Source organism: Pseudomonas sp. VD-NE ins (assembly GCF_031882575.1).
In the GTDB taxonomy this organism is placed as follows: Bacteria; Pseudomonadota; Gammaproteobacteria; order Pseudomonadales; family Pseudomonadaceae; genus Aquipseudomonas; species Aquipseudomonas fluorescens_BZ.
In genome coordinates this window covers 5,773,146-5,788,818 of the sequence record NZ_CP134772.1, presented here as the reverse complement: position 1 = coordinate 5,788,818, position 15,673 = coordinate 5,773,146, and the positions used below count along the sequence as shown (strand labels likewise).

Here is a 15,673-nt window from a genome sequence, read left to right as displayed (position 1 = left end):
CGTCATGAACTTGCATCAGTTCGCCGAAACCCACGAAGTCACCAACCAGCCACCGTCGCTGGATGGCACCAACCTGTACCGCATCGACCTGCCGTTGCAGGAATGGTCGCGGCGCTTTGGGGCCGGTTGGGCGGAGTCGCGGATCGATGCCTACGGCGCGCTCGCCGGTGGCCCGCTGATGGAAGCCGGGTTTTTCGCCAATCAGAACAAACCCGTGTTCGCCAGCCATGACCGCTACGGTCACCGCATCGATCTGGTGGAGTTTCATCCTGCCTATCATGAGTTGATGCGCACGGCGATCGAGCACGGTTTGACCTCATTGCCATGGGCGCACCCGCAGGATGGCGCCCATGTCGCCCGCGCCTCGATGACTTATCTGCACAGCCAGGCTGAAGCTGGCAGCGGTTGTCCATTGACCATGACCTTCGCCAGCGTGCCGGCCCTGCGTTTGCAGCCGAACATCGCCGAGCAGTGGCTGCCGAAAGTCCTCGCCACCGAATACGACCCGCGCAACGTCGGCATGGCGCACAAGGCCGGCGTGACCATCGGCATGGCCATGACCGAGAAACAGGGCGGCACCGACGTGCGCGCCAATACCACCAAGGCTTATCCGGTCGGCGCCAGTGGTCCGGGTCAGGCTTATGAGCTGGTCGGGCACAAGTGGTTCTGCTCGGCGCCGATGTGTGATGCCTTCCTCACGCTGGCGCAGACCGACAAGGGTTTGAGCTGCTTCCTGCTGCCACGGCATCGCCCGGACGACACGCGCAATCAGTTCTACATCCAGCGTCTGAAAAACAAACTCGGCAACCAGTCCAACGCCTCCAGCGAAGTGGAGTTCCGTGGCGCGCTGGCATGGATGGTCGGTGAGGAAGGGCGCGGCGTGCCGACCATCATCGAAATGGTCGCCATGACCCGGTTCGATTGCATGGTCGGTTCCAGCGCGTTGATGCGTCAGGCGCTGACCCAGGCCAGTCATCACTGCGCGCACCGCAAGGTCGGCGGCAAACGGCTCAGCGAGCTGCCATTGATGCAAAACGTGCTGGCCGATCTGGCCCTGGAAAGCGAAGCCGCGCTGGCGCTGAGTTTGCGCATGGGCAAGGCGCTGGATCATCTGGATGATCGCCACGAAGCGCAATTTGCGCGGTTGGTGACGGCGGTGGGCAAGTATTGGATCTGCAAGCGCGCGCCGGGGATGATCAACGAAGCGGCCGAGTGCATGGGCGGCGCCGGGTATGTCGAGGACAGCATCCTGCCGCGTCTTTACCGCGAGGCACCGGTGAACTCGACGTGGGAAGGCTCGGGGAATGTGCAGTGCCTGGACGTGTTGCGCGCCTTGTCGAAAGAGCCGGGCGTACTGGATGTGTTGTTCAGCGAGCTGGGCGATGGCCATGGCGACAAGCGACTGGCCGCGCATATTCAGCAGTTGCAGGTGCAGTTCAAGGACACCAGTGATATTCAGTATCGGGCTCGGCAGTTGACTGAAGATATTGCGCTGGGGTTGCAGGCCAAACTGTTGCTGGAGGCCGGTAACTCAGCGGTCAGTGACGCGTTCATTGCCAGCCGTCTGAGCGGTGGGGGCCGCGTGTACGGCGCCTTGCCGCGTGGGCTGGACGTCGAAGCCATCATCGCCCGCGCAACCCCACAAGGTTTCTGACCGCAATCTCCCCAACACTACAAAACCCTGTGGGAGCTGGCTTGCCAGCGATGGCGGCCTGTCAGTCAACACTGATGTTGCATGTGCCGGCCTCATCGCTGGCAAGCCAGCTCCCACAGGGGTTCGCTTTGTCTGAAAGATTTGGGTACACCCACAACGCCACTGTTCCCGTGACGCCACGATGCAGGCAAGATGAAGCTCTGCAAGTCAGAACACAGGAAGCTGATCGTGACCGAAGCGTTTATTGTCGTTCAAACCGCCGAACAAGCCGTGGACCGTCTGGCCGAGTTGCATGAGCGGGCCACCACTGCGCTGAACTCGGCGCTCAAGCGTTACCTCAAGGATCGCGTCGAACCCGACGCTGCGCAGCGTGCTCTGTTTCGTTATCCCGAACTGCGTCTGACCTATCACTGCCAGGGCGAAGTCCCGCAGACCACCCGCGCTTACGCCAAGGTGCAACTGCCGGGCACCTACAGCGTCACCGTCACCCACCCGGCTGCATTCCGCAAATATCTGCTCGAACAGCTTGTGCCGTTGATGCACGACTTCACCGTGACCGTGGAAGTCGGCGTCAGCCAGCAGAATATTCCGTATCCGTATGTGGTCGAGCAGGGCGATGAACTCGCCGGCTCCGGCGTCACCGCTGCCGTGCTGGCGCGGGTGTTTCCGAGTACCGACCTGTCCGCCGCCACCGATGGCATTGCCGACGGCCTCTACGACTGGGAAAACACCGATCCGCTGCCGCTGGCGCTGTTCGACGCGGCGCGCGTGGATTTCTCGCTGCGCCGTCTGGTGCATTACACCGGCAGCGACTGGCGCCATGTGCAGCCATGGATTCTGCTGACCAACTATCACCGCTACGTCGACCAGTTCATCGTTCATGGTCTGGAGCAACTGCGCCGCGACCCGCGTTTCGTGCGCATGGTCTTGCCGGGCAACGTGATCATTGAGAAGGGCATGGATCACGGCGAAGCCTCGGCGATTGCGGCCGGTGTGGTCTGGCACCGTTACCAGATGCCGGCCTATCACCTGATCGCCAGCGATGGCCACGGCGTCACGCTGGTCAATATCGGCGTCGGCCCGTCCAACGCCAAGAACATCACCGACCACCTGGCGGTGCTGCGTCCGCATTGCTGGCTGATGATCGGCCATTGCGGCGGCCTGCGTCAGTCGCAGACCATTGGCGACTACGTGCTGGCGCACGCTTATATGCGTCGCGATGGCATTCTCGACCGCGTAGTGCCGCCGAACATTCCGATCCCGGCGCTGGCCGAAGTGCAAATGGCCCTGCAGCAGGCAGCAGCGAACGTCACTGGCGAAAAGGGCGACGATCTGAAAAAACGCCTGCGCACCGGCACCGTGCTGACTTACGACGACCGTAACTGGGAATTGCGCTGGGCGCAGGAACGGCCGTTGATCAACCTGTCCCGCGCGGTGGCGGTGGACATGGAAAGCGGCACGATTGCCGCGCAGGGTTATCGCTTGCGGGTGCCGTACGGCACGCTGCTCTGCGTTTCGGATAAACCGCTGCACAGTGAAATCAAGCTGCCGGGTTCGGCCAACGCCTTCTATGAACGCGCGGTCAGCCAGCACTTGAAGATCGGCATCGAAGCGGTGGATCTGCTGCGCACCGAACTCAACTCGCTGCACTCGCGCAAACTGCGCAGCTTCGACGAACCGCCGTTCCGTTAACGGTTAGTCGTGGTCATTTGGCGGTCAGGGCACTAGCATTAGCAGCCCTGACCGTTAGATGTTCTTTTCGCCATGTCCCGTCCCCCGCGTCCACCTTCCCGCCGTCCTGGCGCGAAGCCTCAGTCTGCTTCCCCGCGTCGTGTTGCCAAGGCACCGCCGGCCGAGCCGAAGCTGATCCTGTTCAACAAACCGTTCGATGTGCTGACGCAATTCAGCGACGGTGAAGGGCGGGCGACGCTCAAGGATTACATTGATGTGCCCGGCATTTATCCGGCCGGACGCCTGGATCGCGACAGCGAAGGCTTGTTGCTGCTGACCAACGACGGGCAGTTGCAGGCGCGTATCGCCGATCCGAAACACAAACTGGCGAAGACCTATTGGGTGCAGGTCGAAGGCGTGCCGACAGCCGAGCAGTTGCAGCGTCTGCGTGATGGCGTTGAGTTGAACGACGGCATGACCTTGCCTGCCGAAGCGCGGCAGTTGGACGAGCCTGAGTTGTGGCCGCGCAATCCGCCGGTACGCTTTCGCGCGACCATACCGACGTCATGGCTGGAGCTGGTGATTCGCGAAGGACGCAATCGTCAGGTACGGCGCATGACCGCAGCGGTCGGGCTGCCGACGTTGCGGCTGGTGCGGGTGAAGATTGGCGACTGGTCGATCGAAGGACTTGATCAGGGCCAGTGGAAGGAAGTGCCGGCGCGCTTATAGAGCGCCGGATTCGATCAGGCCGATCACCACACTTTTGATGATGAACGCGGCAACGCCCAGGCCCAGCACGAAGAACAGAATGAACGAGCCAAAGCGCCCGGCCTTGGACTTCTTCGCCAGATCCCAGACGATGAAACCCATGAAAATGATCAGGATGCTGACCAGGCCGGTCATCATCCATTCTTCTAATAGTGCTGGATCCATTGGGGTTCTCCGACGCGCGCGGGGCTAAAAGGGCGCGGCGAGTATACGCCAAGGTGTGTGGGGTGGCATTGATCTGGGTCTGATCCGGAACTGTTGCCCTCACCCTAGCCCTCTCCCAGGGGGAGAGGGGACTGACCGGGGGATGCTCGCAAAATGCGCCGACCTGAACGTTCTGTTGTGAATCCATAATCGACTCGATCTTTCAAGTCGATGTATGACAGCAAACACCTCGGTCGGCCCCCTCTCCCTCCGGGAGAGGGCTGGGGTGAGGGTGTCTTTGATCAGTTGCGCAGGTGGGTCAGCGGCAGTTCAGTGCTGTTGAGCACCTGATTCAGCACAAAACTCGACCGAACGCTGGTCACCCCTTCAATCCGGGTCAAATGCCCCAGCAACAATTTCTGATAGTGATCCATATCCGGCACCACCACTTTCAACTGGTAATCCGCATCCACACCCGTCACCAGACTGCACTCCAGCACCTGCGGCAATGTGCGAATCGCCGCTTCGAAATTCTCGAAACGCTCCGGCGTGTGCCGGTCCATGCCGATCAGCACATACGCCGTCAGGCTCAGCCCGAGCATCTTGCGATCGAGCAACGCCACCTGCCGCGAAATATACCCGTCGTCTTCCAGTTGCTTGACCCGACGCGAACAAGGGGAGGGCGACAGACCGATGCGCTCGGCCAGCTCCTGGTTGGAGATGCGGGCGTCGCGCTGCAATTCCGCCAAAATACTCAGGTCATAACGGTCGAGTTTGCTCATCAATCTGTCCTTGGATGTAACTATTGCGGCAGATTATCTATCCAGGGTTAAAAATTGCGCAAGTGGTGTTTATTTCAGCAATCTTCGCAATCCTCTATCGCGGCCTCAGGCCTATTCTTATCACCAGAATCACTGCTCGGTAACACAGTCCACGCGGCCCGCCCTATCCGGCCTGCCGCGGCCGCCACCCCCACCGGGGTTGTGCCGGCCCCCGAGCTGCACACTGTCCAGAAGACGGCGTGAGGTGAGCCGACGTCAAAAGCGTCGAGCCAGGACGAAGTTCTCTAGAAGGGAGGCCGACGGGTCTCCCTTTTTTCTTGCCTGCGATTTCATGCCGTCGTGCTCAATAAATAAGTTGCGTGACTGATAACCTGTTGCAGAACTGGATGTGGGTCTTCCCAGTCTTAGTTACAAGCCGTCTTACATTTACAGACACCGCAGTGAGGAAAAGCATGAATTCGCGCATCTGGCGTCTGGCCGGTGTTGGTTTGCTGTGTGTAAGTGTCAGCGTGCATGCTCTTGCCGATGAACCGCAGAATCGCGGGCCGGAGGGCGGTGGCCACGGCCCGGACCATCAGGGCAACAATCAGGGGCATGGCGGCAACAGTCAGCCGCGCCCGCAGAATAATCAGCCACAGCAGAATCAGCCGCGCCCGCAGAACAACGAGATCATTCGTGGCGACAACAGTCGCCAGTTCGAGCACAACGGCCAGCAGCACAACAACAATGGCCAGTGGCAAAACCACGACCAGAACCGTCCAGCCTACAATCCCAACCCGGTACGCCAACCGCCACCGCCGCCACAACTGCCGGCCAACAGCCTGCCGATCCAGCCACGGCCCGACGCCGTGCGCCAGACCCAGGAGCCGCGTCAGGGTTACTACCGCGACGAGCGTCCACAAAACGGTTATCACAACCAGCAATGGCAGACCGGTAACCGGCCCAATGACAATCGCTGGCCTGGGCGTCCGGACGGTCACGGCAACGGTTGGGGCCCGGGTCCGCAATATCGCCCGGGGCATGTGATCGACCGCTTCCCGGATCGCGACTATCGCGTGCCGTATCGCGGGCAGGATTACTTTTTCTCCGGTGGCTACTGGTATCGCCCGCAAGGCCCGCGCTATATCGTCGTGCAACCGCCGCGCGGGATCCGCATTCAGTATCTGCCCGATTACGCCCGTGAAGTGTGGATCGGGGGTTCGCTGCTGTTTCTTGCTGCCGGTTCCTACTATGCCTATCAGGAAGCGACGCAGGATTACATCGTGGTCGAACCGCCAGTGCAGCAACAACCGCAACCGCAATCCCAAGGCTATGACGTCGAGGCGTATCCGGCCAACGGCCAGTCGCCGGAGCAGGTGCAGCAGGACGGCTACCAGTGCTATCAGTACGCGGTGCAGCAAAGCGGTTTCGACCCGCGCACCGCGACCTATCAGCCAGCGCCTGAAGTGGTTCAGGCGTACCGACAGGCTCAGGGCAACTGCCTGAGCAGTCGCGGTTATCAAGTCAGATAGAAGCAGCTGCGAGCTGCAAGTTTCGAGCTACAAGCTTGAAGCTTGCGGCTCGCGACTTGTAGCTGCTTTTATCGGATCGGCGTGCACCAGCACTTCGGCTCGCGGGTAGGCCTTGTGAATGGCATCGGCGGCCTGATCGCTGATGCCGTGTGCCACTGACAAGGTCAATTCCCCCGGCAATTCCAGATGCAACTGCACGAACCAGTGGTTGCCGGAGATCCGCGTGCGCAAGTCATGCGCGCCCAACACGCCCGGCACACTGCACGCCAGTTCGAGCATGTGCTGGCTGACGTCGGTTGGCAGTTCCTCATCCATCAGCACCGAAAAACTCTCCCGGGCGATCTGGATCGCACTCCACAGAATGTACGCGGCAATCCCCAGACCAAACCACGCGTCCAGTTGATGAAAGCCCATGCCGGCGAGGATCAGCGCCAGCAGAATGCTGCCGTTGAGCAACATGTCCGAACGGTAATGCAGTGAGTCGGCGCGCACCGCGTTGGAACCGGTCTGTTTGATCACCCGATGCTGCAGCGTCAGCAACGCCGCGGTCAGCAGCAGCGAGAATACGATCACGCCAATGCTGATCCACGGTGCGCCGAGCGGTTCCGGATGCTGAATGCGTTCGTAGGCCTGAAATGCGATCAACACCGCACTGCCGCCAATGAACAACGCCTGCGCCATGCCCGCCAGTGATTCAGCTTTGCCGTGACCATAACGGTGATCGTCATCGGCCGGGCGCAGCGCGTAATGCACCGCCAGCAGATTGAGCATCGAAGTGACGCCATCCAGCGCCGAGTCGGTGAGGCCGGCGAGCATGCTCACCGAACCGCTCAGCCACCAGGCGATGGCTTTGGCGATGATCAGTGTGCACGCCACCGCCACCGAGGCGCGGGTCGCCAGCCTGAGCAGGCGGGCGTGTTCGGGGCTGGATGTCATTGAACGTCCTTTTTAAGCGGCGGGTTGCAGGCCGAACATCGCCAGTTGTTGAGTGCTGCCTTTGTGTTGAATCAGGCGCGGATCATCCAGTGGGAAATCTCGGCCCAACTCGCTTTCGAGAATAGCCTGCAACTTGTGATTATCGACCTGACCGTCCGGGCCGATGGCTTGCTTGAGTTTGGCCGGATCGATTTGCGCGGTGTGGCCCGGTTCGAAATAGATCGCGCCAGTGGCGAAGTCGACGGCAAACGCGATCAGCCCGGGGATGATGTAGAACAGCAGGCCCACGGCGTCGAGCACGGCAATCGCCGGGTCGACCTTGCCGTCGATCTGACCGCGACGGTCCGGGTAGAAAATCGAACCGCACGCGGTGATTTGCGTGAGCAGGGTGGCGACCAGTACACCGCCGATCAGGCGAAAAGGTAAACGCATGGGGAAATCTCCTGAGTCATTTGAAAACGAAGCGTAGTCGTCTGGAATTAAGACCCTGACGAACGCCCGGCAGTTCGCCGTTATACTCGGCCCTCTGTTTGGGAGCCAGCATGAATTCTTTGCCGATCGACGATGTTTTACCCGCCCTGCGTGAAGCCCTCGCGACACGCCACGAAGCCGTGCTCGAAGCACCACCCGGCGCCGGTAAAACCACCCGTGTGCCCTTGGCCTTGCTCAATGAAACCTGGCTGGCCGGGCAGACCATTCTGATGCTTGAACCGCGTCGCTTGGCCGCGCGGGCAGCGGCGGAACGTCTGGCCAGCGAGCTGGGCGAGAAGGTCGGGGAAACCGTCGGTTATCGCATTCGTCTCGACAGCAAGGTTGGCCCCAATACGCGTATCGAGGTGGTCACCGAAGGCATTCTCACCCGCCGCTTGCAGGATGACCCGGCGCTGGAAGGCGTGGGCTTGCTGATCTTCGACGAATTTCACGAGCGTAGCCTCGACGCCGATCTGGCACTGGCTTTAAGTCTGAACGGTCGCGAGCTGTTCCGAGCTGAACAGCCGCTGAAGATTTTGCTGATGTCGGCCACGCTCGAAGGCGATCGCCTGGCCGGGTTGCTCGATGACGCGCCAATCCTGCGCAGCGAAGGCCGCATGTATCCGGTGACGATGCGCTGGGGCCGGCCGTTTCAGCCCGGCGAATACATTGATCAACGCGTCACCCAAACCGTGCTTGAAGCGCTGCACGATGAAACCGGCAGCCTGTTGGTGTTCCTGCCGGGGCAGGCGGAAATCCGTCGCGTGCATCAACAATTGGCTGACGCGATCGGTGAGCGCAGTGATGTTTTGCTTTGTCCGTTGCACGGTGAACTCGATCTCAATGCGCAACGCGCGGCGATTGATCCTGCGCCGGCCGGCCAGCGCAAAGTGGTGCTGGCGACCAACATCGCCGAGACCAGCCTGACCATCAACGGCGTGCGCGTGGTGATTGATGCCGGGCTGGCGCGGGTGCCGCGTTTCGATCCGGGCAGCGGTATGACGCGCCTCGATACTCAGCGGATTTCCAAGGCCAGCGCCACGCAGCGTGCGGGCCGCGCCGGGCGACTGGAATCGGGGGTTTGCTATCGCCTGTGGTCGCAGGATCAACATGAGCAACTCGCTGCTTATGGCAGTGCGGAAATCCTCTCGGCGGATCTCACCAGTCTTGCCCTGCAACTGGGGCGCTGGGGTGTCACGCCGGGCGAACTGGTCTGGCTCGATGTTCCGCCGGCTGCCGCATATGCCCAGGCGCAGGATTTACTGCAAAGGCTCGGTGCGCTGGAAGGTGAGGCGCTGACTTCTCACGGTCAGGCCATGGCCGAGTTGCCGGCGCATCCGCGCATCGGCCATTTGTTATTGCGCGGTCAGGCATTGGGGCTGGCGAACATGGCGTGCGATGTCGCCGCGCTGCTCGGCGAGCGCGATATCTTGCGTGGCGCCGGTGCGGATTTGCACAGTCGATTGGCCCTGCTGTCCGGTGAAGAACGCGCGGCCCGTGGTGCGCAGGGCGGCGTGCAACGGGCTAAGCAACTCGCCCGGCAATATCGCGGTTACCTGCGTGGCAAGGCCAGCGAACCGGTCAGCGATCCCGATCATCCGCGCTGGCTCGGTGCGTTGCTGGCGCTGGCGTATCCGGATCGCGTCGCACAACAGCGGCGTGCCGGTGGTGCCGAATACCGTCTGGCTAACGGCCGTGCGGCACTGTTCGCCGAAGCCGACAGCCTGATGAAAGAACCGTGGATCGTCATCGCCGACCTCGGCAGCCGTCAGGGCCAGCGCGAAGAACGGATTTATCTGGCGGCGGATTTCGATCCGGCGCTGTTCGATTCAGTGCTCGCCGAACAGGTGCGCAACGTCGATCAACTGGACTGGGACGAGCGCGAAGGCGTGCTGCGCGCCGAGCGTCAGCGCAAGGTTGGCGAGCTGATTCTCAGCCGTGAACCGTTGACCGGTCTCGACGAAAATGCGCGCGGTCAGGCGCTGGTCAATCTGGTGCGGCGCAAGGGGCTGGAGTTGCTGCCGTGGACGCCGGAGCTGCGTCAGTGGCAGGCGCGGGTGGCGTTGTTGCGGCAATTGGAATTGAACAGTCAGGACGACAGTCAGTGGCCGGATGTCAGCGATGCGACGTTGCTCAACACCCTCGAAGACTGGCTGATGCCCTACCTGGGCAAAGTCTCGCGGCTCAGCCATTTTGCCAATCTCGATCTGTCGAGCATCGTGCGTAACTTGCTGCCGTGGCCATTGCCGCAGAAGCTCGATGAGCTGGCACCACATCATCTGAACGTGCCGTCGGGGTCATCGATTCGTCTGGACTACAGCGAGTTTCCACCGATTCTCGCGGTGCGCTTGCAGGAGTTGTTCGGGCTGGCGGATACGCCACGAATCGCCGGCGGACGGCAGGTGGTCAAATTGCATCTGCTATCGCCAGCGCGGCGACCGGTGCAGGTCACGCAGGATCTGGCCAACTTCTGGCGCAGCACCTATGCCGAGGTGAAGAAGGATTTGAAGGGGCGCTATCCCAAGCACTATTGGCCGGATGATCCGCTGGTGGCCGAGGCGACCGCACGGGCCAAGCCGCGCGGTACCTGAAGCTCTCAAAATATCAGTGGGAGCGAGCTTGCTCGCGAAAGCGGAGTGTCAGGCAGCAAATATATCGACTGACACGACGCCTTCGCGAGCAAGCTCGCTCCCACAGGTTTCCGCGGCATGATCCGAAAGCTGTGATCTCTTTAGCGGTGGGTCTTGGCCGTCAGTTGCTCGCGGCAGTAATCAGCGAACAACTGCGCCGGTTTGGTCAACTGCCCGCGCTTGAGCCACGCCGCCACCAGGCCTGAACCGGTGACGTCTTCGACGATGTCCACGCAGACGACTTTCTTGCCGTCGTAGGTGCATTCCGAATGGGGTTTGGTCACCAGAATCGAGAAGCCGAAACCCTGCCCGACCATGCCGCGCACCATCTCGATCGACGGCGAGCTGAACTCGATGCGCGGCGTTAATCCCAGCTCTTCAAACAGGCTGACGAAGTAGGTTCGGCTCGGCTGTACATCGAGCAGGATCATCGGATCCAGACACAGATCCCTTAGCGAAACCTGCTTGTACTGGGCAAAGCGATGATCCGCCGGCAACAGCGCGTAGGGCCGTTGCGCCGGCATAAGCGGTTCGGTCTGGATGGTCGCGTCGAGCTCATGTTCGTAAAGAATCACCAGATCGAAAGCACCCGAAGTCAGGCCTTGCACCAACTCCTGCTGCTCGCCGTCGCGGATGCGGATTTTCACCCCCGGATACAGTGCCGAGAACCCGGCGATCAACTGCGGCAGGTACAGCGGCGCGACCGTTTCGAAGCAGCCGATATCGATCTGCCCGGCAACCACGTCATTGTCGGCCAAAGCGTTCTGTTCGAACTCCCTGGCCATACGCAGCAGTTCCTGAGCCTTGCGCAAAAAGCGCGCACCGCTCGGCGTGAGGGAAACCCCTTGGGCGTGATGGCGGATCAGCAGTTGCACGGCGAAGCTGTCTTCCAGCGCTTTGATCGCGGTGGAGATCGCCGGCTGCGCGATGTACAGCTTGCGCGAGGCCTCGGCTACGCTGCCGCATTCGACGGTGGTGATGAAGTATTTCAGCTGACGCAAATTGTAGGCGGCCACGGCAAACCTCAGGACGAGCGGACTCGACTTTCAAGCAATTTGTGCGCCGCCACGTCCGTTGCACGACGATGTTCTTATCCTTCAACCATAGCCACCTGCGCAGCGTTTGGGGGAAGTCATTGCCCAGTGTTTTTATTGCCTGCGAAGACATTTTTACTATTTTTAGCCCGCGCGACCCTGAGCGACCATCGATTCACAATAACGTCTCAGGAGCATCCGTCGTGTTCGAGCTTGCAGAGTGGCAGCGCCGTGCCGTTGCGTTGAAATTTCCCGACCACGCCGTGATCAACGGCAAGCATTGTGCTGCGCAATCGGGGCAGACCTTTGCCGCGATCAACCCGGCGACCGGGCAATGCCTGGCCAATGTCGCGGCGTGTGGCGAGGAGGATGTCGACGCGGCAGTGCGCAATGCGCGGCTGGTGTTCGAGTCCGGTATCTGGTCGCAACGCTCCCCGGCCGAGCGCAAACAAGTGCTGCTGCGTCTGGCTGATTTGCTGATGAGTCATCGTGAAGAGCTGGCGCTGCTCGATTCGCTGAATATGGGCAAACCAGTCATGGACGCCTACAACATCGACGTGCCGGGCGCTGCCGGGGTGTTCCGTTGGTACGCCGAAGCCATCGACAAACTCTACGATCAAGTCGCGCCCAGTGCGCCGAATGTGTTGGCGACGATCACCCGCGAAGCGCTTGGTGTAGTCGCTGCCGTGGTGCCGTGGAATTTCCCCTTGGACATGGCCGCGTGGAAACTCGCCCCGGCGCTGGCGGCGGGCAATTCGGTGATTCTAAAACCGGCTGAGCAGTCGCCTTTTTCGGCATTGCGACTGGCCGAGTTGGCGCTGGAAGCAGGGCTGCCGGCGGGTGTGCTGAACGTGTTGCCTGGGCTTGGCGAACAGGCTGGCAAGGCGCTGGGTTTGCACGGGGATGTCGATTGTCTGGTGTTCACCGGCTCGACCCAGGTGGGTAAATACTTCATGCAGTACTCCGCGCAGTCCAACCTCAAACAGGTGTGGCTGGAGTGCGGCGGCAAGAGTGCCAATCTGGTGTTCGCCGATTGTCAGGATCTCGATCTGGCGGCGGAAAAAGCCGCGTTCGGGGTCTTCTTCAATCAGGGTGAAGTCTGCTCGGCCAATTCGCGGTTGCTGGTGGAGCGTTCGATTCATGATGAGTTTGTCGAGCGCTTGAAAGCGCAGGCTGAACGCTGGCTGCCGGGGGATCCGCTGGATCCGCAAAGCAGCGCTGGCGCGATTGTCGATGACAAGCAGACGGCGAGCATCATGCGCTTTGTTCGCAATGCCGAGCAGTCGGGCGCGACGCGGGTTTGTGGTGGTGAGCAGCGGCGCTTTAGCGGCTCGGATAATTTTATTGAACCGACCATTTTTACCGGTGTAACGGCCGACATGCCGCTGTTTCGTGAAGAGGTGTTTGGGCCAGTGCTGGCGGTGATGCCGTTCGATGATGAGGCCGAGGCTATACGGCTGGCCAATGACAGCGTGTACGGACTGGCGGCGTCGTTGTGGACCGATGACCTCAACCGCGCGCATCGAGTGGCGCGGCAGTTGCGCGCTGGCACAGTGTCGGTCAATACGGTCGATGCGCTGGATGTGACGGTGCCTTTCGGCGGCGGCAAGCAATCGGGGTTTGGCCGCGATTTATCGCTGCACTCGTTCGACAAATACACCCAGCTGAAAACTACCTGGTTTCAATTGCGCTGAAACCGCGTCGCCCCCTTCGCGAGCAAGCTCGCTCCCACACTGGATCTATGTCGCACTGAATATCCCTGTGGGAGCGAGCTTGCTCGCGAATGCGGAGTGTCAGTAGCGAAGCAGTCGGCTGATCCGACGCTATCGCTGGCAAGCCAGCTCCCACAGCATTTTGTGGTGTTCATAAAATCAGGGGCACCCGAGGCTCCTGTGGGAGCGAGCTTGCTCGCGAATGCGGAGTGTCAGTAGCGAAGGGCTGATCCGACGCCATCGCTGGCAAGCCAGCTCCCACAGTATTTTGTGGTGTTCATGAAATCAGGGGCACCCGAGGCCCCTGTGGGAGCTGGCTTGCCAGCGATGACGTTCTCCCGGTCACAGAAAATCCCCGATCTGCACCCACCTCGCGCACCCCTCCAATCGCTCCCACACTGGATCTATGTCGCACTGAATATCCCTGTGGGAGCGAGCTTGCTCGCGAATGCGGAGTGTCAGTAGCGAAGCAGTCGGCTGATCCGACGCTATCGCTGGCAAGCCAGCTCCCACAGTATTTTGTGGTGTTCATGAAATCAGGGGCACCCGAGGCTCCTGTGGGAGCGAGCTTGCTCGCGAATGGAGTGTCAGTAGCGAAGCAGTCGGCTGATCCGACGCCATCGCTGGCAAGCCAGCTCCCACAGTATTTTGTGGTGTTCATAAAATCAGGGGCACCCGAGGCTCCTGTGGGAGCGAGCTTGCTCGCGAATGCGGAGTGTCAGTAGCGAAGCAGTCGGCTGATCCGACGCCATCGCTGGCAAGCCAGCTCCCACAGTATTTTGTGGTGTTCATGAAATCAGGGGCACCCGAGGCCCCTGTGGGAGCTGGCTTGCCAGCGATGACGTTCTCCCGGTCACAGAAAATCCCCGATCTGCACCCACCTCGCGCACCCCTCCAATCGCTCCCACACTGGATCTATGTCGCACTGAATATCCCTGTGGGAGCGAGCTTGCTCGCGAATGCGGAGTGTCAGTAGCGAAGCAGTCGGCTGATCCGACGCCATCGCTGGCAAGCCAGCTCCCACAGTATTTTGTGGTGTTCATAAAATTTGGGGGCACCCGAGGCCCCTGTGGGAGCTGGCTTGCCAGCGATGACGTTTTCCCGGTCACAGAAAATCCCCGATCTGCACCCACCTTGCGCACCCCCGCAATCCCCGCCCTTTAGCAGTGCGCACTACCCAGTTTTTTCATCATTTGCAGCCAACAATTTCCTGATTTTCCTCACCGCGCACATGGGCCACCATCGATCTTGCCCGCCAGCCGAATGTTGTCCGCCCAAGCGTCCGCGAGAGACCAACGGCAGCAACTGCACAACGGCCGGCGAACGTACTGCCCATGACAAAACTAAATCAACAGCGTCGGGAGTGCTCCATGATCAAGTCCTTGTGTCTCCGTCTCACTCATCCTCTGGCAATCACCGCCCTGGCCGCCACGGTCGCGACCAGCGCCCACGCCGGCACTTTGTCCATCGGCCACACCACGTGGGTCGGCTACGGCACGCTTTATCTGGCTCAGGACCTGGGCTACTTCAAGGAAAACGGCCTGACCGTCGAATTGCCGGTGGTCGAAGAGGCCTCGATGTACATGGCTGCGCAGGCCTCCGGGCAATTGTCCGGTTCGGCGTCGACCATCGATGAAGTGCTCAAGTACCGTCCGCAGTTCTGCTTCAAAGCGGTCGCGGCGCTGGATGACAGCCATGGCGGTGACGGCGTTCTGGTTGGCAAGGATGTGAATAGCCTGCAAGAACTCAAGGGCAAGTCCGTGGCAGTCAACGAGGGTTCAACCTCGCAATTCTGGCTCTCGTATCTGTTGAAAAAGAACGGCATGAAGATGAGCGACATCACCGTGCAGAACATGACCGCTGACGATGCCGCCACCGCGTTCATCGCCGGTCGCGTACCCGCTGCCGTGACTTGGGAGCCGCACCTGTCGATGGTCCGCGACAAGCAGCAGGGCAAAGTGTTGATCGACAGCAGCAGCACCCCCGGGGTGATCGTCGATGTGGTCGCGCTCAATTGCACGGTTATCGAAAAACAGCCGGAAGACGTCAAGGCGCTGGTCGCCGGTTTGTACAAAGCCGTGCAGTACACCAAGGATCACCCGGACGACGCGTACAAAATCATGGCCAAAGGCGTCGGCGGTTACCTGTCCGATCCGAAGGAACTGGCCGCCGCCGCACAAGGCGTGCGTTTCTACGATCAAGCTATGAGCGAGAAACTTCTCGGCTCGCCGGGCAAACCGGGCGACAGCGCAGCGCTGATCAAACTGGCCAACGAAACCGCCAGCGAACTGCAGGGCAAACCCTACAACGTCAGCAACGACGAGCTGGTCGACAACCGTTTCGTCAGCCCGCTCTAGGAG

12 protein-coding genes are annotated in these 15,673 nt (G+C 60.8%); 7 read left to right on the top strand and 5 right to left on the bottom strand.

Going from position 1 to position 15,673, the window contains the following annotated elements:
- Positions 1-4 precede the first annotated feature (4 nt).
- The 3 genes from RMV17_RS25825 (at position 5) to RMV17_RS25815 (ending at position 4,054) form a co-directional block, all read left to right on the top strand.
- Positions 5-1,654 (top strand): acyl-CoA dehydrogenase family protein, encoded by a 1,650-nt coding sequence (locus tag RMV17_RS25825; RefSeq protein ID WP_311883564.1) that lies wholly within the window; start codon positions 5-7, stop codon positions 1,652-1,654.
- Positions 1,655-1,846: 192 nt separating this feature from the next.
- Positions 1,847-3,346 (top strand): AMP nucleosidase, encoded by a 1,500-nt coding sequence (gene amn / locus RMV17_RS25820; RefSeq protein ID WP_016986142.1) that lies wholly within the window; start codon positions 1,847-1,849, stop codon positions 3,344-3,346.
- Positions 3,347-3,418: 72 nt separating this feature from the next.
- Positions 3,419-4,054, top strand: coding sequence for a pseudouridine synthase (locus RMV17_RS25815; protein WP_311883561.1), 636 nt, complete (start codon positions 3,419-3,421; stop codon positions 4,052-4,054).
- Here the strand turns inward: RMV17_RS25815 and RMV17_RS25810 are convergent.
- Positions 4,049-4,258, bottom strand: a complete 210-nt coding sequence (locus RMV17_RS25810; protein ID WP_007909655.1) for a DUF2788 domain-containing protein — start codon at positions 4,256-4,258, stop codon at positions 4,049-4,051. The two genes, RMV17_RS25815 and RMV17_RS25810, sit on opposite strands and share 6 nt — an antisense overlap.
- 281 nt (positions 4,259-4,539) lie before the next feature.
- Positions 4,540-5,019, bottom strand: a complete 480-nt coding sequence (locus RMV17_RS25805) for an Lrp/AsnC family transcriptional regulator (RefSeq protein WP_008081091.1) — start codon at positions 5,017-5,019, stop codon at positions 4,540-4,542.
- Positions 5,020-5,471: 452 nt separating this feature from the next.
- On the opposite strand from RMV17_RS25805, the gene RMV17_RS25800 reads away from it, so the two are divergent.
- Entirely contained in the window at positions 5,472-6,530 is a 1,059-nt protein-coding gene (locus tag RMV17_RS25800; RefSeq protein WP_311883557.1) for a DUF6515 family protein, read from the top strand.
- Between the two features lie 27 nt (positions 6,531-6,557).
- On the opposite strand, the gene RMV17_RS25795 is transcribed toward RMV17_RS25800, so the two are convergent.
- Together RMV17_RS25795 and RMV17_RS25790 are read right to left on the bottom strand one after the other, a co-directional pair.
- Entirely contained in the window at positions 6,558-7,466 is a 909-nt protein-coding gene (locus RMV17_RS25795; RefSeq protein WP_311883555.1) for a cation diffusion facilitator family transporter, read from the bottom strand.
- Between the two features lie 12 nt (positions 7,467-7,478).
- A complete protein-coding gene (locus RMV17_RS25790) occupies positions 7,479-7,898 on the bottom strand; it encodes a hypothetical protein (RefSeq protein ID WP_034153788.1) in 420 nt (139 codons plus the stop codon).
- Positions 7,899-8,008: 110 nt separating this feature from the next.
- Here RMV17_RS25790 and hrpB point away from each other — a divergent pair, with 110 nt between their 5' ends.
- Entirely contained in the window at positions 8,009-10,528 is a 2,520-nt protein-coding gene (gene hrpB, locus RMV17_RS25785) for an ATP-dependent helicase HrpB (protein WP_311883552.1), read from the top strand.
- 140 nt (positions 10,529-10,668) lie between these two features.
- Here the strand turns inward: hrpB and RMV17_RS25780 are convergent, their stop codons facing one another.
- Positions 10,669-11,583 (bottom strand): LysR substrate-binding domain-containing protein, encoded by a 915-nt coding sequence (locus RMV17_RS25780; protein WP_311883550.1) that lies wholly within the window; start codon positions 11,581-11,583, stop codon positions 10,669-10,671.
- Positions 11,584-11,804: 221 nt separating this feature from the next.
- On the opposite strand from RMV17_RS25780, the gene RMV17_RS25775 reads away from it, so the two are divergent.
- Positions 11,805-13,295 carry an aldehyde dehydrogenase gene (locus tag RMV17_RS25775; RefSeq protein ID WP_311883548.1) on the top strand — a complete coding sequence of 497 codons (1,491 nt, stop codon included), beginning with the start codon at positions 11,805-11,807 and terminating at the stop codon, positions 13,293-13,295.
- A gap of 1,388 nt (positions 13,296-14,683) precedes the next feature.
- Entirely contained in the window at positions 14,684-15,670 is a 987-nt protein-coding gene (locus tag RMV17_RS25770; RefSeq protein WP_311883546.1) for an ABC transporter substrate-binding protein, read from the top strand.
- The last annotated feature ends 3 nt before the right edge of the window (positions 15,671-15,673 follow it).

What these genes read in the sequence shown, in the direction of transcription:
- RMV17_RS25825 (WP_311883564.1), top strand. Translation starts at nt 5, where the DNA reads ATGAACTTGCATCAGTTCGCCGAAACCCACGAAGTCACCAACCAGCCA.
- amn (WP_016986142.1), top strand. Translation starts at nt 1,847, where the DNA reads ATGAAGCTCTGCAAGTCAGAACACAGGAAGCTGATCGTGACCGAAGCG.
- RMV17_RS25815 (WP_311883561.1), top strand. Translation starts at nt 3,419, where the DNA reads ATGTCCCGTCCCCCGCGTCCACCTTCCCGCCGTCCTGGCGCGAAGCCT.
- RMV17_RS25810 (WP_007909655.1), bottom strand. Translation starts at nt 4,258, where the DNA reads ATGGATCCAGCACTATTAGAAGAATGGATGATGACCGGCCTGGTCAGC.
- RMV17_RS25805 (WP_008081091.1), bottom strand. Translation starts at nt 5,019, where the DNA reads ATGAGCAAACTCGACCGTTATGACCTGAGTATTTTGGCGGAATTGCAG.
- RMV17_RS25800 (WP_311883557.1), top strand. Translation starts at nt 5,472, where the DNA reads ATGAATTCGCGCATCTGGCGTCTGGCCGGTGTTGGTTTGCTGTGTGTA.
- RMV17_RS25795 (WP_311883555.1), bottom strand. Translation starts at nt 7,466, where the DNA reads ATGACATCCAGCCCCGAACACGCCCGCCTGCTCAGGCTGGCGACCCGC.
- RMV17_RS25790 (WP_034153788.1), bottom strand. Translation starts at nt 7,898, where the DNA reads ATGCGTTTACCTTTTCGCCTGATCGGCGGTGTACTGGTCGCCACCCTG.
- hrpB (WP_311883552.1), top strand. Translation starts at nt 8,009, where the DNA reads ATGAATTCTTTGCCGATCGACGATGTTTTACCCGCCCTGCGTGAAGCC.
- RMV17_RS25770 (WP_311883546.1), top strand. Translation starts at nt 14,684, where the DNA reads ATGATCAAGTCCTTGTGTCTCCGTCTCACTCATCCTCTGGCAATCACC.